Annotated in this window: 21 protein-coding genes; 13 read left to right on the forward strand and 8 right to left on the reverse strand. The window is 72.5% G+C overall.

Annotation, left to right across the window (positions count from 1 at the left end):
• Nucleotides 1-20: 20 nt before the first annotated feature.
• Entirely contained in the window at nt 21-830 is an 810-nt protein-coding gene (qcrC, locus tag ACSQ2D_RS09765; protein ID WP_435985758.1) for a cytochrome bc1 complex diheme cytochrome c subunit, read from the reverse strand.
• 61 nt (nt 831-891) lie between these two features.
• Complete coding sequence (gene ctaE / locus ACSQ2D_RS09770) at nt 892-1554, reverse strand: aa3-type cytochrome oxidase subunit III (RefSeq protein ID WP_081633962.1); 663 nt, start codon at nt 1552-1554, stop codon at nt 892-894.
• A 213-nt stretch (nt 1555-1767) separates the two neighbouring features.
• Between ctaE and ACSQ2D_RS09775 the strand changes: the two genes are divergently transcribed.
• Both ACSQ2D_RS09775 and trpD read left to right on the forward strand, forming a co-directional pair.
• On the forward strand, nt 1768-2238 hold the full coding sequence (locus ACSQ2D_RS09775; RefSeq protein WP_435985759.1) for a response regulator transcription factor: 471 nt from the start codon (nt 1768-1770) through the stop codon (nt 2236-2238).
• A gap of 3 nt (nt 2239-2241) precedes the next feature.
• A complete protein-coding gene (trpD, locus tag ACSQ2D_RS09780) occupies nt 2242-3291 on the forward strand; it encodes an anthranilate phosphoribosyltransferase (RefSeq protein WP_435985760.1) in 1050 nt (349 codons plus the stop codon).
• Nucleotides 3292-3360: 69 nt separating this feature from the next.
• Here trpD and ACSQ2D_RS09785 read toward each other — a convergent pair whose 3' ends face one another.
• On the reverse strand, nt 3361-3645 hold the full coding sequence (locus ACSQ2D_RS09785; protein ID WP_435985761.1) for an Lrp/AsnC family transcriptional regulator: 285 nt from the start codon (nt 3643-3645) through the stop codon (nt 3361-3363).
• A gap of 19 nt (nt 3646-3664) precedes the next feature.
• Nucleotides 3665-5464 (reverse strand): DEDD exonuclease domain-containing protein, encoded by a 1800-nt coding sequence (locus ACSQ2D_RS09790; RefSeq protein WP_435985762.1) that lies wholly within the window; start codon nt 5462-5464, stop codon nt 3665-3667.
• A gap of 262 nt (nt 5465-5726) precedes the next feature.
• On the opposite strand from ACSQ2D_RS09790, the gene ACSQ2D_RS09795 reads away from it, so the two are divergent.
• Entirely contained in the window at nt 5727-6071 is a 345-nt protein-coding gene (locus ACSQ2D_RS09795; protein ID WP_435985763.1) for a hypothetical protein, read from the forward strand.
• A 57-nt stretch (nt 6072-6128) separates the two neighbouring features.
• Nucleotides 6129-7487 (forward strand): hypothetical protein, encoded by a 1359-nt coding sequence (locus tag ACSQ2D_RS09800; protein ID WP_435985764.1) that lies wholly within the window; start codon nt 6129-6131, stop codon nt 7485-7487.
• A gap of 4 nt (nt 7488-7491) precedes the next feature.
• Here the strand turns inward: ACSQ2D_RS09800 and ACSQ2D_RS09805 are convergent, their stop codons facing one another.
• On the reverse strand, nt 7492-9282 hold the full coding sequence (locus ACSQ2D_RS09805) for an AMP-dependent synthetase/ligase (RefSeq protein ID WP_435985765.1): 1791 nt from the start codon (nt 9280-9282) through the stop codon (nt 7492-7494).
• A 220-nt stretch (nt 9283-9502) separates the two neighbouring features.
• Between ACSQ2D_RS09805 and ACSQ2D_RS09810 the strand changes: the two genes are divergently transcribed.
• Genes ACSQ2D_RS09810 through ACSQ2D_RS09825 form a run of 4 tightly spaced genes read left to right on the forward strand, consistent with a single transcriptional unit; the run spans nt 9503 to nt 12241 of the window.
• Nucleotides 9503-9946, forward strand: a complete 444-nt coding sequence (locus ACSQ2D_RS09810; RefSeq protein WP_435985766.1) for an SRPBCC family protein — start codon at nt 9503-9505, stop codon at nt 9944-9946.
• Nucleotides 9947-9952: 6 nt separating this feature from the next.
• A complete protein-coding gene (locus ACSQ2D_RS09815; protein WP_435985767.1) occupies nt 9953-10534 on the forward strand; it encodes a hypothetical protein in 582 nt (193 codons plus the stop codon).
• Complete coding sequence (locus ACSQ2D_RS09820) at nt 10531-11499, forward strand: ROK family glucokinase (protein ID WP_435985768.1); 969 nt, start codon at nt 10531-10533, stop codon at nt 11497-11499. The genes ACSQ2D_RS09815 and ACSQ2D_RS09820 overlap by 4 nt, the downstream gene beginning before the upstream one ends.
• Nucleotides 11500-11548: 49 nt before the next feature.
• Nucleotides 11549-12241 carry an endonuclease/exonuclease/phosphatase family protein gene (locus ACSQ2D_RS09825; protein ID WP_435985769.1) on the forward strand — a complete coding sequence of 231 codons (693 nt, stop codon included), beginning with the start codon at nt 11549-11551 and terminating at the stop codon, nt 12239-12241.
• Nucleotides 12242-12263: 22 nt separating this feature from the next.
• Here the strand turns inward: ACSQ2D_RS09825 and ACSQ2D_RS09830 are convergent, their stop codons facing one another.
• A complete protein-coding gene (locus ACSQ2D_RS09830) occupies nt 12264-12917 on the reverse strand; it encodes a hypothetical protein (protein ID WP_435985770.1) in 654 nt (217 codons plus the stop codon).
• Between the two features lie 188 nt (nt 12918-13105).
• On the opposite strand from ACSQ2D_RS09830, the gene ACSQ2D_RS09835 reads away from it, so the two are divergent.
• From ACSQ2D_RS09835 to ACSQ2D_RS09855, 5 genes are all read left to right on the forward strand, one after another.
• Entirely contained in the window at nt 13106-14071 is a 966-nt protein-coding gene (locus tag ACSQ2D_RS09835; RefSeq protein ID WP_435985771.1) for a lysophospholipid acyltransferase family protein, read from the forward strand.
• Between the two features lie 4 nt (nt 14072-14075).
• Nucleotides 14076-15437, forward strand: coding sequence for a MacS family sensor histidine kinase (macS, locus tag ACSQ2D_RS09840; protein ID WP_435985772.1), 1362 nt, complete (start codon nt 14076-14078; stop codon nt 15435-15437).
• Nucleotides 15434-16147, forward strand: coding sequence for a response regulator (locus ACSQ2D_RS09845; protein ID WP_435985773.1), 714 nt, complete (start codon nt 15434-15436; stop codon nt 16145-16147). The genes macS and ACSQ2D_RS09845 overlap by 4 nt, the downstream gene beginning before the upstream one ends.
• Before the next feature lie 134 nt (nt 16148-16281).
• On the forward strand, nt 16282-17718 hold the full coding sequence (locus tag ACSQ2D_RS09850; RefSeq protein WP_435985774.1) for a class II 3-deoxy-7-phosphoheptulonate synthase: 1437 nt from the start codon (nt 16282-16284) through the stop codon (nt 17716-17718).
• Nucleotides 17719-17721: 3 nt separating this feature from the next.
• Complete coding sequence (locus tag ACSQ2D_RS09855) at nt 17722-18789, forward strand: threonine aldolase family protein (RefSeq protein ID WP_435985775.1); 1068 nt, start codon at nt 17722-17724, stop codon at nt 18787-18789.
• Between the two features lie 102 nt (nt 18790-18891).
• Here ACSQ2D_RS09855 and ACSQ2D_RS09860 read toward each other — a convergent pair whose 3' ends face one another.
• Together ACSQ2D_RS09860 and pknB are read right to left on the reverse strand one after the other, a co-directional pair.
• Nucleotides 18892-19791, reverse strand: a complete 900-nt coding sequence (locus tag ACSQ2D_RS09860; protein WP_435985776.1) for a DMT family transporter — start codon at nt 19789-19791, stop codon at nt 18892-18894.
• A 7-nt stretch (nt 19792-19798) separates the two neighbouring features.
• Nucleotides 19799-21790 carry a Stk1 family PASTA domain-containing Ser/Thr kinase gene (pknB, locus tag ACSQ2D_RS09865; RefSeq protein ID WP_435985777.1) on the reverse strand — a complete coding sequence of 664 codons (1992 nt, stop codon included), beginning with the start codon at nt 21788-21790 and terminating at the stop codon, nt 19799-19801.
• Nucleotides 21791-21881: the final 91 nt, after the last annotated feature.

Consider the following 21881-nt stretch of genomic DNA (forward strand, 5'->3'; position numbering starts at 1 on the left):
CGGGACGATGCAGCGCGGGGTCATGCGGCCTTCTTGCCGAGCCAGACGGCACAGCCGATGAGGATGCCGAGCGCGAACACCCAGGCGAAGAGGCCCTCGGACACCGGGCCGAGGTTGCCCAGCGTCAGTCCACCGACGTTGGTCGCGTTCTCCTGGGCCTTGAGGTAGGAGATGACCTTCTGCTTGGACTCGGGCGTGATGTTCATGTCGTTGAAGACCGGCATCGACTGCGGGCCGGAGACCATGGCCTCGTAGATGTGCTTCGGCGTCACGCCGTCGAGCGCCGGGGCGTACTTGCCCCGGGTCAGCGCGCCGCCCGCGCCGGCGAAGTTGTGGCACATGGCGCAGTTGACGCGGAAGATCGCGCCGCCCTCGGCGATCGCCTTGTTGTTCTCGGGCGTGCCGGGCTCGATGACCGTCGTGTACTTCTCCGCCGGGATCGCCGGGCCGGGGCCGAGCGACGCGACGTAGGCCGCGAGGGCGGAGATCTGGGCGTCGTCGAACTTCACCTTGTTCTGGGGAGCCTGGACGTTCGGGCCGGCGAGCGGCATACGGCCGGTACCGACCTGGAAGTCGACCGACGCGGCACCCACGCCGACGAGCGACGGGCCGGACTTCGTGCCCTGGGCGCCGACGCCGTGGCAGCTCGCGCAGTTGGCGATGAAGAGGTCCTTGCCCTTGGCGACGTCGTCGGCCGCAGCCGTCGGGGCGGACGCGTTGGCGTCCTTGGGGGCGAGGAAGGAGTAGGCGCCACCGGTCACGAGGAGGCCGAGCAGCAGCAGCACCGCGATCGCGGCGGGGTGTCGGCGTCGGGCGGCCAAGGCGTTCACTGTGGGTTCCTGTCGTCCATGGAGGTGGGGTTCGGGTTCGGCTGTGCGCTCATGCCGGAGGTCAGCGCAGGATGTAGATGGTCGCGAAGAGCGCGATCCACACGACGTCGACGAAGTGCCAGTAGTACGACGTGACGACGGCGCCCGTGGCGTTGGCGTGCGTGTAGCGACGCGTCGTGAACGTGCGGGCGATGATGAGCAGGAAGGCGATGAGGCCTCCGGTCACGTGCAGACCGTGGAAGCCGGTCGCCATGTAGAAGACCGAGCCGTAGGCGTCGGAGCTCAGCGTGACGTTCTCGTGGACGAGCTCGGAGTACTCCATGACCTGGCCGGCGATGAAGAAGGCGCCGAAGAGGTACGTCAGGACGTACCACTCGCGCATGCCCCAGCCCTTGATGTCGAGCAGCTTGCCGGTGCGTGCCTTCTGGCCGCGCTCGGCCTTCCAGACGCCGAGCTGGCACCACACGGAGGAGATGACGAGCACGAGGCAGTTGACGCTCGCGAAGGGCAGGTTGAGCTTCTCGGTCTGCACCGCCCAGAGGTCACCGCGGACCGACCTGAGCTGGAAGTAGACGGCGAAGAGACCCGCGAAGAACATGAGCTCGCTGGAGAGCCACACGATGGTGCCGACGGCAACCATGTTGGGGCGGGTCGCCGGCCCGTGATGGGCCGGATTCGCTACTGCGCTTGAAGGAACTGCCGATGCTGTCGCCACGTTGGACATTATTCCCACATTCCTGTCCGGCTGTGCGAGGGACCCCCCGCTTCGGGGCCCTTTCTCGCGCGGGTGTAGAGGATTCGTGACCATTCCGACACGAACCCTGAACAGCCGTGTCGCGGGCCGTCCGGGACCACCCTCCCACGTCGCCGTCCCGGGGCGTCTCGCGGGTGGGAGGTCCGTGCGGGCGCCCGCGACCCGCCCGGTAGCATCGGTCGCATGACCGCCTCGAACGACAGCGCAGCACAGGGCACGTCCACCGACATCGCGACGACGACCGGCGCGCAGCGGCCGGTGGCGCGGGTCAGCGTGCTGCTCTACAGCGACGACGTCACGACCCGCGACGCGGTGCGCGCGGCGGTCGGTCGTCGCCCCGCCAAGGACGTCGAGGTGGTCCGCTGGCACGAGTGCGCGACGGCCGACGCCGTGATCAGCTCCGTCGAGTCCGAGCGGTTCGACATCCTGGTCCTCGACGGCGAGGCCGCGAAGGTCGGCGGACTGGGCCTGGCCCGTCAGCTGAAGAACGAGATCTTCGAGTGCCCGCCGATCATCGTGCTCACGGGCCGTCCGCAGGACAGCTGGCTCGCCGCCTGGTCCCAGGCCGACCTGGCCGTCCCGCACCCGCTCGACCCGATCGCGCTGACGTCGGCCATCGCCACGCTCGCGCGTTCGGGCGTGCCCACGGCCTGACGCATGGCGCCCGACGCGACGACCTGGCCCGCACTGCTGACCGACCTGATCGCCGGTCGTGACCTCGACCGGACGACGGCCGAGTGGGCCATGGCGCAGATCATGACCGGTGAGGCCACGCCGTCACAGGTCGCGGGCTTCCTCATCGGCCTCCGGGCCAAGGGCGAGAGCATCGAGGAGATGCGGGGCCTGGCCGAGCAGATGCTCGCCCACGCGCGTCGTATCGAGGTGCCGGGCCCGAGCCTCGACATCGTGGGCACCGGCGGCGACCGGGCCCACACGGTCAACATCTCGACGATGTCCTCGATGGTGGCGGCCGCCGCCGGCGTTCGCCTCGTCAAGCACGGCAACCGGGCTGCGTCGTCCTCGTCCGGCTCGGCCGACGTGCTCGAGGCGCTCGGCATCGACCTGTCCCTGCCTCCGGAGCGCGTCGTCGAGGTGGCGTCGGAGGCCGGCATCACCTTCTGCTTCGCCCAGACCTTCCACCCCTCGTTCCGTCACACCGCGGTGCCGCGCCGCGACCTCGGGATCGGGACGGCGTTCAACTTCCTGGGCCCCCTGACCAACCCGGCCCAGCCCACGTATGCCGCCGTGGGCTGCGCGGACGCCCGCATGGCCCCGCTGCTGGCCGGAGTCTTCGCCCACCGCGGCAAGGACGCCGCGGTGTTCCGCGGCGACGACGGCCTCGACGAGGTCACCGTCTCGACGACGACGCACGTCTGGTGGGTCCGTGGTGGCGCCGTCACCGAGCGTTCGCTCGACCCCACGCGCCTCGGGCTCGAGCTGCACCCCATCGAGGAGCTGCGCGGCGGCGACGCCGCGCACAACGCCGGCGTGGTCCGCGACGTCTTCGCCGGTGCCCCCGGAGCCGTCCGGGACGCGGTGCTGCTGAATGCCGGCATCGCCCTCGCGCTGACGCGCCCGGACTCCGGGGCGTCGGAGAGCGACTTCGACGGCGACGTGCGTGCCGGGATGGACCTCGCGGCGGAGGCCATCGACAGCGGCGCCGCGACGAGCCTCGTCGATCGCTGGGTCGCAGCCACCCGACGCTGACCCCTTCGGCTCAGCGGTCCGTGCAGTGCGGCGGTGGTCCCTCGGCGAGCCAGCCGACGTCGGGTCGGGCTAGTCGCCCTCGAGGCCGAGGCTGAAGGCTGCCTCGAGGTCGTGCGAGGAGTAGGTGCGGAAGGCGATGTGCGTCGACGTGCCGACGATGCCCTGCACCTTGTTGAGCCGGTCGGCGATGACGTCGGCGAACTCCTCGTGCGCCTTGACCCGCACCATGGCGATGAGGTCGGCGTCGCCCGTCACCGAGTAGACCTCGGACACGGCCGGGATGTCGGCGATGGCCTCGGCCACCTCTGGGATGCGGTCGACCTCGCAGCTGATCATGACGATGGCGGTGATCACGACAACACCCTAGCCGGGCCTACCCGGCCCGACGCAGGCCGCCGCCCCTCCCCGGACGGGCGGCGCGACCGGGCCGGCCTCCGTGGGCCGCGCCACCGCGGGGTCCCGGGACGTCGTGGTCGAAGCCGACGACGTCGTGCGCCGACGCGACCGCCGGCTCGAGCTCGCTGCGCACCGAGCCGGCGCCGCCGACGGGGCACGTCCAGGACCCCTCGAGCTCGACGATGCGCACGCCCGGCGCCTCGAGCCACCGGAGCAGGATCTCGGTCTCCTCGGTGAGGGCGGACGGGCGGTCGGGCGTCGGTGCCGGCACGACCTCGGCGGTCGCCTGCATCGAGTGGACGTAGGGCATCGGGTCGGCGCCTCGCGGGCTCACGGCAACGCCGGCCATGCGGCCGTGGCGGATGGAGACGAGCTCCCACCCGCCGAGGTCGCTGCGGCGCGCGGCGATGATCTCGGGGGAGCGGACGAGCGGGGCGAGCCGTTGTGCGCGGGCCGCCCCGCGGACGAGCTGGAGGAAGCGGTCGCGCACCCGGGCCGCGTCCTCGAACCGCTCCTGGGAGGCCAGCTCCTCGAGGCGGACCCGGAGCAGCTCGGCGCTCGGTCGGGCGTTGCCGGTGAAGATGGCGCGGCACTCGGCGACGACGACGGCGTAGTCGCCCTCGGACTGCGCCCCGGTGCACGGTGCGCCGCAGCGGCCCATGTCGGCGAGGGCGCAGGCGGTGCCGCGGCCGGTGAGCCGACCGGTGCACTGGCGCAGCGGCACGACCTCGTGGACGGCGTCGATGGCCGCCTGGGCCGTGGCCCTGGAGCGGAACGGCCCGATGTAGTGGGCGCCGTCGTCGCGGACCTGCCGGACGATCGACAGGCGGGGGAAGCGCTCCTGCGTGAGCTTGACCCACATGACCTTGCGGCCGTCCTTGGACCGACGGTTGAAGCGTGGCTTGTGCTCGTCGATGAGCCGCAGCTCGCGCACCTGCGCCTCGAGGGAGGTCTGGCACACGACCGGGTGGACGACGTGGGCGAGGCGCACCATCTCAGCCATCCGGCTGCGTTGCTCGGAGGCCGTGAAGTAGGTGCGCACCCGGGTGCGGATGTCGCGGCTCGTGCCGACGTAGAGGACGCGGTCGCTGCCGTCCTTGAAGAGGTAGACGCCGGGGGCGCTCGGCAGCGGGTCGGCGAGGAAGCGCTTGCGTCGCTGTGACGGGGTGACCCGCGAGCTGTAGCTCGAGAGCTCCTCGAGCGTGTGCACCCCGAGGTTGCCGACGCGCTCGATGAGTCCGTGGAGCACGTCGACCGTCGCGCGCGCGTCGTGCAGGGCACGGTGGTCGGGGGCGGTGGTGGAGCCGAAGACCTGGGCGAGCGAGGAGAGCCGGTGGTTGGGCGACTCGTCACGCACGACGAGCTGGCGTGCCAGCTGGAGCGTGTCGAGGACGGGGAAGCCGGGCCACGGAGCGCCGACGCGCGCGGCCGCCGCCTTGAGGAAGCCGATGTCGAATCCGGCGTTGTGGGCGACGAGGACGCTGCCGGCCGCGAACTCGAGGAAGGCGGGCAGGGCGCTGTCGATGCGCGGCGCGTCGCGGACCATCGTGTCGGTGATGCCCGTGAGGACGGAGATGAACGCCGGGATGGGCTCGGCGGGGTTGACGAGGGTCTGGAACTCGCCGAGCACCTCGCCGCCGCGCACCTTCACGGCGCCGATCTCGGTGATGCCGCACTGCGCGGGCGAGCCGCCGGTGGTCTCGAGGTCCACGACGACGAACGTGACGCCGGCGAGGGGTGTGCCGAGGTCGTCGAACGTCGCCTGGATTGCCTGCATGACCTCGACGGTATGCCGGGGTGCCGACAATGCCTCGGAGGCGCGTCGGTCGCAAGCCCTTCTGGCACAAGGGGGCCGGGCCCGTCCCCTCGTCACGGTGTCGTGCCCCGGGACTCCGCGGGCGCGACTCGACAACCGGTTCCGACACAGCAGGTGGGCGCCGGGAGGCGACTCGACGGCCGGTCGCGTCGGGGCAGTGTCAGTGGGCCCGCCTAGCGTCTTTCACGACAGATCGCAACGAGAGACGAAGGGTTGGACCACGATGATGCTCGTCGACTGCCAGACCTGCCCGGTGCGGGACGTCCACTGCGCAGACTGCATGGTGACCGCGCTGACGGCGATCCCGCTGCGTCCGGGAGCGACCGCACCCGGCGCCGACACCGAAGGCCGCGACCGCGCGGGGACGCGTCCCGGCCGTCCGCGCGCGGTCGACGACCGCCGCGACGTCGACGGGGTCATGACCGCACCGCTCGACCGCGCCGAACGACGGGCCGTGTCGGCCTTCGTCGCGGCCGGACTGGTCTCCGCGTCCACCGCCAACGCCGCCCGGGCGGAGCTCGAGCCGGCCGAGGTCGTGACGCACCACCGAGCCCGACGCGCCGTCTGAGGCGCACCGTTCCGGCGGCAGGACCCTGGCGACAGGTCCGCGTGACACGATGTCGCGGTGTCGAGCACCCGTCGTCGTGGACAGGCGAGGTCTGCGGCCTCGGCGGCGCTGGCAGCCCTCACGGCCCTGGCCCTCGCGGCGTGCACGGCGGTCGGCTCGGCACCGGCCACGTCGTCCACCGCGGCCGCTGGCGCGACGTCTCCCGGCGACGCCGTCGCCACCACCTCCGACATCACCCCGGAGGCATGGGCGGCCGCCCGTCAGCGCGTGGTCACGGACCTGCTGCGCAGGCGCTTCGCTGCCGCCGACCGGGCGGACGAGGCCGGCTGGCTCGCGCCGCTGCAGGGCGCGTCCTCCGCGTCCCTGCGCACGACCCAGGCCGCGGTGCTCGACCGCATGACGCGCATGCGGGTGGGGAGTGTCCGGCTCGTCGGCGTCCGGGAGACGACCGCCCCGGTGCCGGCCGCGCGGGGGACCGCGGTGGAGTGGGACGTCAGGGCGAGCCTGACCTACCGGCTTCGCGGCTTCGACTCCGCGCCGCGATCCTTCGGCCTCGACCTCACCTTCAAGGCCGACCCGGCCCGTCCGGCCGGTCTCGCCATCACGGCCTCGACTCCCTCGGGGCGACCGCAGCCATGGGACCTCGCCGGCCTCGTCGTCAGGAGGTCGGACACCGCTCTGGTGCTGGCCGTGGGCGACGACGAACGGGTCGAGGAGGTGGTCCGCCGGGCGCGCACGGCGGCCTCGCGTGTCGCGACCGTGTGGGGAAGCGTGCAGCCCGCCGTCTGGATCTCCCCGGCCACCGATGCCGACGCCGCCAGGCTGCTCGGCCGCACGGCCGGCGAGCTCGACGGCGTCGCAGCGGCCACGGACGGTCCGCTGACGCCGGGAGAGCGGGCCGGGGCGGACCGCATCGTGCTCGTCCCCGGGGCATGGGTCTCGCTGCGTCCCGACGGACGCGACGTCGTCATGACGCACGAGCTGACCCACGTCACGGTGCGGGCCTCGACGACACGGGCCGTGCCCGTCTGGCTGTCCGAGGGCTTCGCCGAGCTCGTCGCGTACGAGCCGATCGACCTGCCCGAGGCGACCGTCGTGGCTCCGGCGCTCGACCGGGTCCGGGTCGCAGGTGTGCCTCGGACCCTCCCCGCCGACGCCGACTTCGACCCGGGCACCCACGCGCTCGCGGCGGCATACGGCCTCTCGCTGCTGGCGCTGCGCACGCTGGCCGACGCGCACGGCACCCAGGCCGTCGTGCGTCTCTACCGGGCCGCCGCCGGCGGGCTCGACGTCCCGACCTCCCGGCTCGACGACCGGGAGGCGGCTGTCGACGCGGCCCTGCGGAGCGCGACCGGGACCACCCGGTCAGCCCTCGTGGGGGACTGGCAGGCGCGCATCCGCGACCTGCTGCGGTGAGCCCTCAGGCGTAGAGCTTCTCGACCTCGTCGGCGTAGTCCTTCATGACGACGTTGCGCTTGAGCTTGAGCGACGGCGTCAGGTAGCCGTTGGCCTCGGTGAAGTCGCCGGGCAGCACGGCGAACTTGCGGATCGACTCGGCCTTGGAGACGGCCTCGTTGGCCCGGTCGACGGCCTCCTGCAGCGCCTCGAGCACCTTCGGGTCGGTGCGGGCCTGGTCGAGCGACACGCCCTCGACGCCGTGCGTCTTGGCCCAGAGGGGCCACATCTCCTCGTCGAGCGTCAGGAGGACGGCGACGAACGGCTTCTGGTCGCCGACGACGATGCACTGGGAGACGAGGGGGTGCGCGCGCAGCCGGTCCTCCAGCACGGCCGGGGCGACGTTCTTGCCGCCCGCCGTCACGAGGATCTCCTTCTTGCGGCCGGTGATCCGGAGGTAGCCGTCGTCGTCCATCTCGCCGATGTCACCGGTGCGGAACCAGCCGTCGACGATGGCGTCGGCGGTCGCGGTCGGGTTGTCGTGGTAGGCGCTGAAGACGCCGACGCCCTTGAGCAGGATCTCGCCGTCGTCGGCGATCCGGATGCCCGTGCCGGGCAGCGGCGGTCCGACGGTGCCGATCTTGATCTTGTCGGGCGTGTTGACCGCTACGGGCGCCGTCGTCTCGGTGAGGCCGTAGCCCTCGAGGATGACGACCCCGATGCCCCGGTAGAAGTGGCCGAGACGCGTGCCGAGGGGTGCCCCGCCGGACACGGCGTAGCGCACGTGCCCGCCCATGGCCGCTCGCAGCTTGCCGTAGACGAGACGGTCGAAGACGGCGTGCTGGATGCGCAGCCCCAGGCCGGGCCCGCCGGCGTCGAGCGCCTCGCTGTAGGCGATGGCGACGGTGGCTGCGCGCAGGAAGATCTTGCCCTTGCCCTCGGAGGAGGCCTTGGCCTCGGCGGAGTTGAAGATCTTCTCGAAGACGCGAGGGACGGCGAGGACGAAGGTCGGCTGGAAGCCGGCGAAGTCGTCGAGCAGGGTCTTGATGTCGGCCGAGTGGCCCATGCGTGCGCGGCCCTCGACGCAGAGCACCTCGATGAAGCGGGCGAAGACGTGCGCGAGGGGCAGGAAGAGCAGGGTCGAGGCGTTCTCGGTGAGGACGACCTGGCCGAGCTTCTCGATGGCGTTCTCGGCGAGGTCGAGGAAGTTCCCGTGGGTCAGCTCGCAGCCCTTGGGCCGCCCCGTCGTGCCCGACGTGTAGATGATCGTCGCGACCGACCGTCGGTCGAGCCCGGCCCGGCGCGCAGCGAGGTCGGCGTCGGTGACCTCGCGGCCCTTCTCGCGCAGGGCGTCGAGACCTCCGGCGTCGATGGTGACGACGTCACGGAGCGACGGCAGCTCGCCGCGGACCTGGTCGACGGTGGAGCGGTGGGCGTCGGTCTCGACGACGACGACGTGGGTGTCGGAGTCCGAGAGGATCCACTGGACCTGCTCGGCCGAGGAGGTCTCGTAGATCGGCACGACCACGGCGCCGGCGCTCCAGGCCGCGAAGTCGACGAGGGTCCACTCGTAGCGCGTGCGCGACATGAGGGCCACGCGGTCGCCGGGCTGGAGACCGTCGGCGATGAGGCCCTTGGCCACGGCCGCCACGTCGTCGGCGAACTGGGACCACGTCACGTGGGTCCAGCCACCGGAGGGCGTCTTGCGGGAGAACGCGGTGTCGCTCGCGTTCTCCGCGGCGTTGCGCACGGGGAGGTCGGCGAGGCTTCCCTCCGTCGTGACGGGGGCAAGTGGTGCGACGACGTTGTCCTTCACTGTCACTCCTGATGGCGGGGCCGGGGAACTGTGCTGCACCTTACCGATCGGTAACCGCGCAGACCACGTCAGCATGATCACAGGGCGGGCTCCGTGGTCGGGCGCGCCGCCCCTCGGCGCAGGGCTGCCGTCGTCCCCATCTTGGCACGCGGCCGACGCGCGATGACAGCGGCAGGGACATCCACCGTGGGCCCGCTGGTGACGCGATAGCCTTCGGCGCATGGCCGATCGCACCGAGTCCTCCATCGTCATCGACGCCCCGCCCGGCGAGGTGCTCGACGTCATCGCGGACTTCGAGGCCTACCCGGAGTGGGCGGGCGAGGTGAAGGACGTCAGCGTGCTCGCCGAGGAGGGCGACGGCTGGGCCGACCAAGTCCAGTTCACCCTCGATGCCGGTGCCATCAAGGACACCTACGTCCTGGACTACGAGTGGGACGTCGTCGAGGACGGCACCGGGGTCGTCTCCTGGTCGCTCGTCTCCGCCCACGTCCTCAAGGCCATGAACGGCTCCTACACCCTCGCGGGCGACGGTGACGGCACGAAGGTCACCTACCGGCTGTCGGTCGACGTCAAGATCCCCATGATCGGGCTGCTCAAGCGCAAGGCGGAGAAGGTCATCGTCGACACCGCGCTCAAGGAGCTGAAGAAGCGCGTCGAGGCCTGACCGACCGTGACCCCGAACGACGGTCCAGACGCAGCACCTACCGCTCCCGACCAGCCCCACCGACCTGACGTCGACGCGTCGGCACGCCCTGCGGACGCGCCTCCCGGCAGCGTCGCCGCGGAGGCCGCGCTGCTCGTCGACCTGCTCTCCGGCCGCAGCTGGTCGAACCGCTCGCGTATGCCGTCGAGCGGCGTCCGGGGTGAGCGCCCCGGCGCAACCCCTCACGACCACGACCACTCCGCGGGCCCCACGTCGGCCACGGGTGACCGGTCGGGACCGGAGCCGACGACCACTCAGGACGGACCCGCAGGGGAGTGCACGTGCGGAGGGGCGACGCCCGCCGCCTGCCGCGTCTGCCCCGTCTGCCAGCTCATCGCCTTCGTCCAGCAGGTCAACCCCGACACCATCGAGAAGGTCGCCGACTTCGTCGGCTTCGCGGCCACGGCCCTGCGCGACCTCGCGACGGCGCAGCGGGAGCGACGGTCCGAGCCGGCACCCGACACCGACGAGGCCGACACCCCCGACACCGACGACCACGTCACCGACGACCACGTCACCGACGAGAAGGGGCCCGGAGGCAGCGCATGAGCAGGCGTCTCGCGATCGGCATCGACATCGGCGGCACCAAGGTCGCGGGCGGTGTCGTCGACGAGTCCGGTGTCATCACCCACCGCACGCGTCGTGACACCCCGCACCGCTCGACCTCTCCGGCGGTCGTCGAGAACACCATCGTCGAGTCGGTCGAGGAGCTGCTCGGCCAGGTCGACCCGGACGACGTCGTCGCCGTCGGCATCGGCGCCGCGGGCTTCGTCGCCGAGGACCGCGCGACCGTCGTCTTCGCGCCGCACCTGTCGTGGCGCAACGAGCCGCTGCGCGACGCGTTGTCCCAGCGCATCGCGCTGCCGATCACCGTCGACAACGACGCCAACGCCGCCGCGTGGGCCGAGGCGACCTTCGGTGCCGCCCGGGGTGAGTCGCACGTCGTCGTCATCACCCTCGGCACGGGCATCGGTGGCGCCCTCATCATCGACGGCAACGTCCAGCGCGGACGGCACGGCATCGCCGGCGAGTTCGGCCACATGCAGATCATGCCGGGCGGCGCCCGCTGCGAGTGCGGCAACCGTGGCTGTTGGGAGCAGTACGCCAGCGGCAACGCCCTCGTGCGCGAGGCCCGCGCCATGATCGAGGCCGGGTCGCCCGTCGTGGCCGACCTGCTGGCCCGCCTCGGCGGCGACGCCAACGCGCTGACCGGACCCTTCATCACCGAGGCGGCCCGCGAGGGCGACCCGACCGCCCGCGAGCTGCTCGCCGACATCGGCGAGTGGCTCGGGATCGGGCTGGCCAACCTCGCGTCGGCCTTCGACCCGGGCCTCTTCGTCATCGGTGGCGGCGTCAGCGCGGCCGACGAGATGCTCATCGGGCCGGCCCGTGAGGCCTTCCGCCGTCAGCTCCCGGGCCGCGGCTACCGTCCGGAGGCGAGGATCGTGCGCGCCGTGCTCGGCAGCGACGCGGGCCTCATCGGGGCTGCCGAGCTCGCGCGCGCCGGCCGCTGACTCCGTGGTCCCGCGGCCCCGTGGCCGACCGGAGCACGTGCTCCGGGTCATGAGCTACAACGTCCACGACCTGCTCGACGACCGGGCCGCGGCCGCCCGGGTCGTGCGCGCCGTCGCTCCCGACGTGCTCTGCCTCCAGGAGGTCCCGCGCCGGCTCACGACCGAGCTGCGCCTCCCACCGTTCGCGCGCGACTGCGGTCTGCACTGGCACGGAGGCCGCCTCGGCACGGGCGGGACCGCCGTCCTCACCGCCGAGGACGTGGTCGTCCACGGCGTCTCGCGCGCCCGCCTGCCGGTCCGCTTCCCCGACCGCACGCGGGGGTATGCCGCCGCGACCGTGTCGCTCCCGTCAGGCGGTCCGTCGTGTCGTCCTGTCACCGTCGTCAGCGTGCACCTCGGGCTGCGGGCGTCCGAGCGTGAGCGGCACGCGGCAACCGTCCTCGCGCGACTCGGCGGACGTGAGGGAGTGGGCGGCGCGGGCGACCGCGCCGTCATCGCCGGGGACCTCAACGAGGGACCCGGCGGGCCGGCATACGCGATGTTCGCGGCGCACCACCCGCCGGTGTCCGGCGGCGTGCCGACGTTCCCGGCACGGCGTCCGAGCCTCGCCCTCGACGTGGTCTTCGCCGGCCCGGGACTGCGGGTCGTCGAGACCGGGCAGACGCCCGTGGACGAGCGTGACCTCGCGACGGGCTCGGACCACCGTCCGGTGTGGGTCGACCTCGACGTCGGGTCCGACTGACGCGTCGGACCGCAGGGATGGCCTAGACGCGGGTGCCGTCGTCGAAGGGGTCGCGCTCGGTGCCGCCGCGCAGGACGAGCAGCACGAAGCCGACGACGACCATGGTCAGGGCCGTCACGACCCACCAGCCGCTGCCGTCCCGGTCGAAGAAGAGGACGTAGAGCAGCAGGAGCGGGCCACCGCCGAGCCCGCCCACGATCGCCCAGAACATCGGGTCGGTCTCGGCGGACGGAAGGTCGATCTCGGACGGCGGGACGAAGTGGTCGTCGCCGTCCGAGAGGTCGTCGACGTCGTCGCGACGGGAGGTGGGGCCGCGCCACGCGTGGGACGTCGTCGGGGCGATCGGCAGCTCGAGCAGGCCGGACGACCCGGACGGGCTCGACGCGCCCGCTCCCGGCTGCTGGGGCGGCGCGGCGGGATCGCTGCCCAGGCCGCCCTCGGGGCGCTCCGGCGCCGAGGGCGCGGCGCCGGGCGTCGACGGAGGACGAGGCTCGTCGGCCGCGGCGGTCGGGTCGACACCGACGGGCGGTGCCGGCGGTGACGCAGGATCGGGCGCCGGCTCGGGCGAGGGTGCGGCATCGGGCGCGGCGGGGTCACGGCGCTGCGGCTCGGGTGCCTCGGCGTCCCAGCCTGCGATGATCCGCGCGAACTCGGCGTCGAGGTCCCGGTCACTCATCGACGGTCCCGGGGACGGTCGTGCGGAGGTGCTCGGCAGACATGCCGAGGCCCACTGCGGCGTCGGGACGGACCGTCACGGTGGGGCTCCTCGGGCGAAGCGGCTGGACCTGCTGATCCTCGCATGCGCCGCTGTCAGTGCGCGAGTGTCGTAGAGTTCGAGCCGTCACAGACGGAAGGCGGACACGGTTGTTCTACTGGTTCCTCAAGACGATCGTCATCGGGCCGATCATCAAGCTCCTCTTCCGTCCGTGGGTCGAGGGGGAGGAGAACATCCCCGAGGAGGGTGCCGCGATCTTCGCGAGCAACCACCTGTCCTTCTCCGACTCGATCTTCCTGCCGCTCGTGGTGTCCCGCCGCGTCACGTTCCTCGCGAAGAGCGACTACTTCACCGGCCGAGGCATCAAGGGCCGGCTCACCGCCGCCTTCTTCAAGGGTGTTGGGCAGCTGCCCGTCGACCGGTCGGGCGGCAAGGCGAGCAACGCTGCGCTGACGTCGGGCCTGAAGGTGCTGCGTCGCGGTGACCTGCTCGGGATCTACCCGGAGGGCACCCGCTCACCCGACGGACGCCTCTACCGCGGCCGCACCGGCGTCGCCCGGATGGCGCTCGAGGGCAAGGTCACCGTCATCCCCGTCGCCATGATCGGCACCGACAAGGCGCAGCCGACCGGCAAGGTCATCCCGCGGATCATGCGGGTCGGGGTGCGGGTCGGCAAGCCGCTCGACTTCTCGCGCTACGAGGGCATGGAGGACGACCGCTTCGTCCTCCGCTCGATCACCGACGAGATCATGTACGAGCTGATGCTCCTCTCGGGCCAGGAGTACGTCGACATGTACGCCACGTCGATGAAGGACCGGCTCGTCTCCGCGGCCCGGGCCAAGGCCCGTGAGCTGCAGGAGGCCGCCAAGCCCGGCAGCGCCGCCCCGGAGCTCGAGGAGGCGCTCGACGCCGCCGAGGGCAAGGCCCGTCCCGCGAAGACCACTGAGTCCACCGAGTCCACCGAGTCCACCGAGTCCACCGAGGCCACGGACTCCACCCAGTCCACCCAGTCCACCGAGGCCACGTCGTCGACCGGGCCGAGCGAGTCGGTCGAACCCGGGGCGTCCTCGGCCTCCGACGACGACGGCGACGCTCCCGTCGTGGCGGCGTCCTGAGGTCATGGCTCGCACGCGCCACGGCGCCGGCCCGGAGCGCGACCGTGATCCCGGCGGTGAGCCGGGCGGCCCGGACACCGACCTGATCCCCGCCCCGGCGCCGCTGTCCGACGACGACCTGCCCGCCGTCGTCTCGGGACCGACGGTGGCGGTGCTCGACGACGAGCACGCCATCGTGCGAGGGCTCTGGCGGGGCGTCGACGTCTTCCGCTGGCTCGCCCTCGTGTATGCCGCGTGGTCGGTCTGGGAGCGTCACGAGCAGATCGCCCACCTCGTCGGGGCGGTCGCCATCCTCGGGGTCCTCGCCGGCTGGACGCTGGCCGTCACGCTGCGGCCGATGCGGACGGTCCGCGCCTACACGGTCGAGCTGGCCATCGGCTGCTCCGCGATCCTCGCGACCCGGCTCGTCGACGACCCCGACGTCATCACCGCCGGCGCCAAGACCATCCCCTCGATCTGGCCGACCGCGGCCGTCGTCGGGTTCGCCGTGCTGCGCGGGTGGCGCGGCGGGCTCGCCGCCGCCTCGCTCGTCGCGGCGTGCTCCTTCGTCGAGGTGGTCCAGCCGACCCCCAACACCATCACCAACTCGATCTTCGGGCTCCTGCTCGGTGGCTGCATCGGCTACTGCGTCGACCTCGCCCGCTCGAGCCACGCGGCCCTCGCCGAGGCCATGCGGCTCGACGCGGCCCGTGCCGAGCGCGACCGGCTCGCCCGGACCGTGCACGACGGGGTGCTCCAGACGCTGGCCTTCATCAACCGCCGCGCGAGCGACATCGGTGGCGAGACGGCGCGGCTCGGTGCGATGGCCGGTGAGCAGGAGCGGATCCTGCGCACGCTCGTGAGCCAGACCGACCTGGCCGAGGTGGGTCGGGCCGTGAGCGGCGACGCCGACCTGCGCGGCCTGCTGCGCCACGTCGAGGGCGAGGGCGTCCAGCTCGTCTCGCCCGCCGACGCCGTGCTGCTGCCGAGACGGGTCGCCGACGAGGTCGTCGCGGCCGTCGAGGCCGCCCTCGACAACGTCCGGCAGCACGCCGGCGACGACGCGCGGGCGTGGGTGCTGCTCGACGACGACGGCGACGAGATCGCCGTGACGATCCGCGACTCCGGTCGAGGCGTGCCGGCAGGCCGGCTCGAGGAAGCCGTCGGCCAGGGCCGTCTCGGCGTCTCGTCGAGCATCGTCGGCCGGCTGGCCGACCTGGGCGGCACCGCGACCATCACGTCCGGACCATCCGGTGGGACGACCGTCGAGCTGCGGATCCCCAATCGCCGGACGGCACGTCTGACCAACCGGCACCATGGTCGCCGGACGCCCGCGACGACCGAACCGGTGACGCAGGCCCGCACCGAGGGACGAGGAGCATCGTGACGGAGCAGGAGGACGCCATGCCGCAGCAGGGGAGCAGCACGCCGCCCGAGCACATCCGGGTCGTCGTCGCCGACGACCACCCGATGTGGCGCGACGCCGTCGCCCGTGACCTCGCCGACGCCGGCTTCGAGGTCTTGGCGACCGCCGACGACGGCCGGTCCGCCGTGGCGCGGACCCGAGCCACGGTGCCCGACGTCCTCGTCCTCGACCTCAACCTCCCGGGCCTGTCCGGCGCCGAGGTCTGCGCCGCCCTCGCCGCCGCACAGGTGCCGACCCGCATCCTCATCCTCTCGGCCAGCGGCGACCACCAGGACGTCCTCGACGCGGTCAAGGCCGGGGCGCTCGGCTACCTCGTGAAGTCGGCGGGGCGCGAGGAGTTCCTCGCTGCGGTGCGCGCGACGGCCGCGGGCGAACCGGTCTTCACCGCGGGCCTCGCCGGTCTCGTGCTCGGCGAGTTCCGGCGGGTCAAGGCGGCGGGCGGCGGCAGCCCGGAGCGGCCCATCCCCGAGCTGACCGACCGCGAGACCGAGATCCTCAAGTACGTCGCGACCGGCATGGGCTACAAGGAGATCGCGGCGACGCTGTTCCTCTCGCACCGCACCGTGCAGAACCACGTGCAGAACATCTTCGGCAAGCTCCAGATGCACAACCGCGTCGAGCTCGTGCGGTTCGCGATGGAGCGCGGGCTCGACCTCGCCGACCCGACGTGACCCGAGCCGACCCCGGCTCGTCCCGACGGACCCTGTGAGCGCGCCGGACGGCATACGTCGTCGGTGACGCCGCCGGGACCCTGCGAGACCCGGCGGGACCCGGCGAGACCCGGCCAGACCCCCGAGGTTTCGGGATGCGGACCCGCGCGGGGGCACCGCCGTGCGACGTCTACGCTGTCGGAGTGAACACGAGGACCGCCACCGCCGATGCCGGCCTCGAACCCGTTGACGGGTCCGAGGCCCTCGCCGCCCTCACGGCCGCGGCCACCGAGCTCGAGGCCCAGCAGCAGCCTGCCTGGCCCGACACGGCTGCCCTGGCCGAGGTGATCGAGACCCTCGCCTCGTATCCTCCGCTCGTCTTCGCGGGCGAGTGCGACATCCTCACCGACCGGATGGCCAAGGCCGCCGTCGGCGAGGCCTTCGTCCTCCAGGGCGGCGACTGCGCCGAGACCTTCGCCTCCGCCACCGCCGACAACATCCGCGACCGCATCAAGACGATCCTGCAGATGGCCGCGGTGCTCACCTACGGCGCGTCCGTGCCGGTCATCAAGATCGGGCGCATGGCCGGGCAGTACGCCAAGCCCCGCAGCTCGACCGTCGAGACCCGGGAGGGCGTCACCCTGCCGGCGTTCCGGGGCGACATGGTCAACGACTTCGCCTTCCACGAGACCGCTCGCATCCCCGACCCGCAGCGCCTCGTCCGGGCCTACCACGCGAGCTCGGCGACCCTCAACCTCGTCCGCGCCTTCACGACCGGCGGCTTCGCCGACCTGCGGCACGTGCACGACTGGAACCGTGGCTTCGTCGCCAACTCGGCCAACCAGCGCTACGAGAAGATCGCCAAGGACATCGACAAGGCGATGCGCTTCATGTGGGCCTGTGGTGCCGACTTCGACGCCATGCGCACCGTCGAGTTCTACGCCGCACACGAGGCGCTCCTGCTCGACTACGAGCGGCCGCTGACGCGCATCGACTCTCGCTCCGGGCGCCTCTACGACACCTCGGGCCACTTCGTGTGGGTGGGCGAGCGCACCCGTCAGCTCGACGGCGCGCACGTCGACTTCGTCTCGCGCATCAGCAACCCCATCGGCGTCAAGCTCGGGCCCAAGGCCGACATCGACGAGGTGCTGCGCCTCATCGACAAGGTCGACCCGAACCGCACCCCGGGCCGTCTCACCTTCATCACCCGCATGGGTGCCGGCACGATCCGCGACGCCCTGCCGGCCCTCGTCGACAAGGTGACGGCCTCCGGTGCCACCGTGACGTGGATCTGCGACCCGATGCACGGCAACACGTTCGAGAGCCCCTCGGGCTACAAGACGCGTGACTTCGAGGACATCGTCGAGGAGGTGCGCGGCTTCTTCGAGGTGCACCAGTCCCTCGGCACGATCCCCGGCGGCATCCACGTCGAGCTCACCGGCAACGACGTCACCGAGTGCCTCGGCGGGGCGGAGAAGATCATCGACTCCGACCTCGAGAAGCGCTACGAGTCCGTCTGCGACCCGCGCCTGAACCACCAGCAGTCGCTCGAGCTCGCGTTCCTCGTCGCCGAGATGCTCGGCCAGGCCTGAGCGGTGGTGGCGACGAGTCCCTTCCGGGCGGACCTGCTCAGCGACACCCTGACCCGGCCCTCCGCGGCCATGCGCGATGCCATGGCGCGCGCGGAGGTCGGCGACGACGTCTTCGGCGAGGACCCGACGCTGCGCGCCCTCGAGGAGCGCGTCGCCGGGATGCTCGGGCACGAGTCCGCGCTCTTCACGCCCTCGGGGTCGATGGCCAACCAGCTCGGGGTGCGCCTGCACGTCAGGCCGGGGGAGGAGCTCATCGGCGACTCCCTCGCCCACGTCGTGCGGGCCGAGCTCGGCGCGGCGGCGGTGCTCTCGGGCATCTCGTCGCGCACCTGGGTCTCCGAGCGCGGCCGCTTCCGCGCTGACGACGCCGCGTCGCTGATGATCACCGGCGTCGGGCCCTACCAGGTCTGCACGTCGCTCGTGATCGTCGAGAACACCCACAACTTCGGCGGGGGCACCGTGCAGTCGCTCGACGAGATCCGCCGGGCACGAGAGGTGACGCGCGAGCGGGGCGTCGCCATGCACCTCGACGGCGCGCGGCTCTTCAACGCCCACGTCGCGTCGGGCGTCCCCGTCGGCGACTACGGCCGCGAGTTCGACACCGTCTCGATCTGCCTGAGCAAGGGCCTGGGCGCACCCGTCGGCAGCGTCCTCGTGGGGTCGGCCGACGCCATGGCCGAGTCACGGATCTGGCGCAAGCGCTTCGGTGGCGGCATGCGGCAGGCCGGGATCCTCGCTGCCGCAGGCCTTTTCGCCCTCGACCACAACGTGGAGCGCCTGGCCGACGACCACGCGCGAGCGCGGCGCGCTGCCGAGGCGATGGCCGAGGCGGCACCCGGTGCCGTCGACCTGGCCACGGTCGAGACCAACATCGTCATCGTCGACGTCGCCGCGGTGGGGTGGACCTCCGCCGCCTTCGTCGACGCGGCCCTCGCCGCCGGCGTGAGGACGTATGCCGTGGGGCCCGGTGCCGTGCGCCTCGTGTGGCACCTCGACGTCGACGACGCCGGCACCGACGTCGCGATCGACGTCCTCACCGGCCTGCTCCGTTCGGCGCCTCCGGCAGCCTGACCCGAGCCACGCCTCCCGCACCGAACGCCGCGTTCGGTGCCGAACTCACTGGTGGAACAGCGCTTTCGCCACCGAACGCCGCGTTCGATGAGGAGGGTGGGCTCAGACCTCGTGGTGGAGGGCCTCGGCGGGCAGCTCGCCCGGGCGTCGCCGCGCGAGGAGCTCGACGGCATACATCGCGGTGAGCACGAGCGCGCCGCCGACGACCATCCGCAGCGTCGCGGTCTCGTCGCCGAGCGTCACGGCGAAGAAGGCCGCGAAGACCGGCTCGAGCGTCATGACGATCGCAGCTCGCGTGGCCGGCATGTGCGCCTGCGCCCACGTCTGGACCCACAGCGCGAGGATGCTCGCGAAGACGACCATGTAGAGCACCGACGCCCACTGGGCCGGCGTGCTCGGCAGGATGATGCCGCCGGGCACCGCACCGACGACGCACAGGAGCGCGATGACGACCATCTGGACGACGGACAGTCCGGTCGCGATCTCGGACGCGCTGTAGCGGCCGAGCCCCACGATGTGCAGTGCGTAGAGCGCGGCGGCGAGCAGGGTGATCGCCTCGCCGACGCCGACGGAGAAGCCGTTGAGCGAGAGCAGCGCGAGGCCCACGGTCGCGAGCCCGACCGCGGCCCAGGTGGATCCGGCCACCCGCTCGCGCAGCAGGACGGCGGTGAAGACCGGCGTGAGCACGACGTAGGTGCCGGTGATGAAGCCCGACACGGAGGCCGGCGTCGTCGCGAGACCCTGCGTCTGGAAGATCTGGGCCAGGCCGTAGAGGGCCCCGAGACCGACGCCGACGAGGACCTGACGGCGGCTCAGGGCCCGTACCGGTCGCCAGAAGACGATGAGCATGATGACGGCCGAGAGGCTGAAGCGCACCGCGAGGAAGTCGACCGGGGGGACGGTCTCCACGAGGTCGCGGATGAGGAAGAACGTCGAGCCCCACACCGCCGTCAGGGCGACGAGGAGCAGCGTGGCCAGGCGCGTGCGCGCCGCAGGAGTCACGGAGGCCTCAGACGATCGTCAGGTGGATCGTCGTGCCCTTGGGCACGGGCGTGCCGGCGGCGGGGTCCTGGGCCCGGACCTTCTTCTCGAAGAGCTCGCCGAAGGGGTACTGCTTGTCGACCTTGAAGCCGAGGTCGGTCAGCGTCTTCTCGGCGGCGGCGTCCTGCTGGTCGACGACGTTGGGCACCGGCACCATCACCGGACCCTTGGACACGACGACCGTGACCGTGTCGCCCCGGTGCAGCGTGCCCTTGTCGGGTGACTGCGAGACGACCTGGCCTGCAGGCACGCTGTCGCTGTTGACGTCCTCCCCACGCTGCACCGTGAGCCCGGCCTTCGTGATGGCCGCCGAGGCCGCGTCGAACGGCGCGCCGGTCACCGTGGGCACCTCGATCGGCTCTCGGCCCTTGGACACGACGACGGACACGGGGGTGCTGCGCTTGACCGACTCGCCCGGAGCCGGGTCCTGGGAGATGACGACGCCCTTGGCCACCGTCTCGCTCCACGCCTCGGAGCGGTCGCCGAGGCGGAGCGTCAGGGGTGACAGGGCCGCCCCGGCGTCGCCCAGCCTGGCTCCGACGAGCTTCGGGACGGCATACCGCTCCTTGCCCTTGGAGACGACGAGACGGACGGTGGACTCCTTGCCGAGCTCGCTGCCAGCGCCCGGCTCGACGCGGAGCACGACGCCCCTGGCCCTGCCCTCGGAGAACTCCTCGACGGTCTCGACCGTCAGGGAGGCCTGCTCCATCGCACCCTCGGCCTGCGCGACCGGCTGGCCGACGACGGCCGGCACGACGGTCGACCCACCCGGTCCGGCCGTGAACCACCAGCCACCGAACGCCCCACAGGCCACGACGAGGACGGCCGCGAGCCAGAACGGCCATCGTCGGCGGCGTCCGGCGCGTCGGTCGATCGGCATGGCCGCGGTGTGCTCGAGGGCGGGACCGTCCTCGTGGACGGGCAGGCCGGCGAGGGCGGCGCGTCCGACCTCGTTGGGCCGGGTGCGCTGGCGCTCGGGGGCGGCGGGCAGGTCGGCTCGCTGCGGCCGGGCGGGAGTGCCGGGCTGCGTCGTCGACGAGACGGGTGGCAGCACGGAGGTGGCGGCGGGGTCCGTGGTGACGGCGCTCCCGCGCCGGTCGAGCTCCTCGGCCGAGAGACCGCGACGCACCGCGCGCAGGGCGGCCACGAACGCGGCGGCCGAGTCGAAGCGGTCCTCGGGCTCGAGCGCCGTCGCGCGGGCGACGAGGTCGTCGAGCTCGGCGGGGATCCCCGGGACGACGGAGCTCGGCGTGACGATCGAGCCGTGGACGTGGTTGTACGCGATCTGGATCGGGGTGCCGCCGGTGACGGCCTTGCGCCCGGTCAGCATCTCGAAGAGGAGCAGACCGGCGGCGTACACATCGCTACGGGTGTCGGCGACGCCGCGCTCGACCTGCTCGGGGGAGAGGTAGGAGACGGTGCCCAGCAGGACGCCCGTCTGGCTCGTCGCGGCCTGGTTGGTGATGGCGCGGGCGAGCCCGAAGTCGGCCACCTTGACCTCGCCGTCGCGGCGCACGATGACGTTCTCGGGCTTGACGTCGCGGTGGATCATGCCGGCCACGTGGGCGGCCCGCAGCGCCAGCAGGATCGGCTCGAGGATGGCGAGCGCCTCCCGTGCGGTGAGGGGCGCCTCCTCGTGGATGACGTCACGCAGGGTCTTGCCCTCGACGAGCTCCATCGCCAGGAAGACCTCGCCGTCGTCCTCGCCCTGGTCGAAGACGGCGACGACGTTGGGGTGGCTGAGGCGCGCGGCGGACCGGGCCTCAGCGCGGAAGCGCTCGACGAAGACGTCGTCGGTGGCGAGACCGGGGCGCATGATCTTCAGCGCCACCTCCCGGTCGAGGCGTCCGTCCAGCGCCACGTAGACAGAGGCCATGCCTCCGTCTGCGAGGTGGGAGAGGATGCGGTACCGGCCGTCGATCACCCGACCGACGAGGGCGTCCGCCACGCTGGACGTCACGGACCGAAGTTTACGGGCTGGTCCGGCGCATCCCGCGCAGGCCAGCCGCGGCGGGGTCTCGCGGTGTGGGCGCGCTGCCCGCCCGGTGGGC

It is taken from the genome of Terrabacter sp. LjRoot27, assembly GCF_964254175.1.
GTDB lineage: Bacteria > Actinomycetota > Actinomycetes > Actinomycetales > Dermatophilaceae > Terrabacter.

What these genes read in the sequence shown, in the direction of transcription:
- ctaE (WP_081633962.1), bottom strand. Translation starts at nt 1,554, where the DNA reads ATGTCCAACGTGGCGACAGCATCGGCAGTTCCTTCAAGCGCAGTAGCG.
- ACSQ2D_RS09795 (WP_435985763.1), top strand. Translation starts at nt 5,727, where the DNA reads ATGATGCTCGTCGACTGCCAGACCTGCCCGGTGCGGGACGTCCACTGC.
- ACSQ2D_RS09775 (WP_435985759.1), top strand. Translation starts at nt 1,768, where the DNA reads ATGACCGCCTCGAACGACAGCGCAGCACAGGGCACGTCCACCGACATC.
- ACSQ2D_RS09790 (WP_435985762.1), bottom strand. Translation starts at nt 5,464, where the DNA reads ATGCAGGCAATCCAGGCGACGTTCGACGACCTCGGCACACCCCTCGCC.
- ACSQ2D_RS09850 (WP_435985774.1), top strand. Translation starts at nt 16,282, where the DNA reads ATGCGGACCCGCGCGGGGGCACCGCCGTGCGACGTCTACGCTGTCGGA.
- ACSQ2D_RS09810 (WP_435985766.1), top strand. Translation starts at nt 9,503, where the DNA reads ATGGCCGATCGCACCGAGTCCTCCATCGTCATCGACGCCCCGCCCGGC.
- ACSQ2D_RS09820 (WP_435985768.1), top strand. Translation starts at nt 10,531, where the DNA reads ATGAGCAGGCGTCTCGCGATCGGCATCGACATCGGCGGCACCAAGGTC.
- macS (WP_435985772.1), top strand. Translation starts at nt 14,076, where the DNA reads ATGGCTCGCACGCGCCACGGCGCCGGCCCGGAGCGCGACCGTGATCCC.
- ACSQ2D_RS09830 (WP_435985770.1), bottom strand. Translation starts at nt 12,917, where the DNA reads ATGAGTGACCGGGACCTCGACGCCGAGTTCGCGCGGATCATCGCAGGC.
- trpD (WP_435985760.1), top strand. Translation starts at nt 2,242, where the DNA reads ATGGCGCCCGACGCGACGACCTGGCCCGCACTGCTGACCGACCTGATC.
- ACSQ2D_RS09825 (WP_435985769.1), top strand. Translation starts at nt 11,549, where the DNA reads ATGAGCTACAACGTCCACGACCTGCTCGACGACCGGGCCGCGGCCGCC.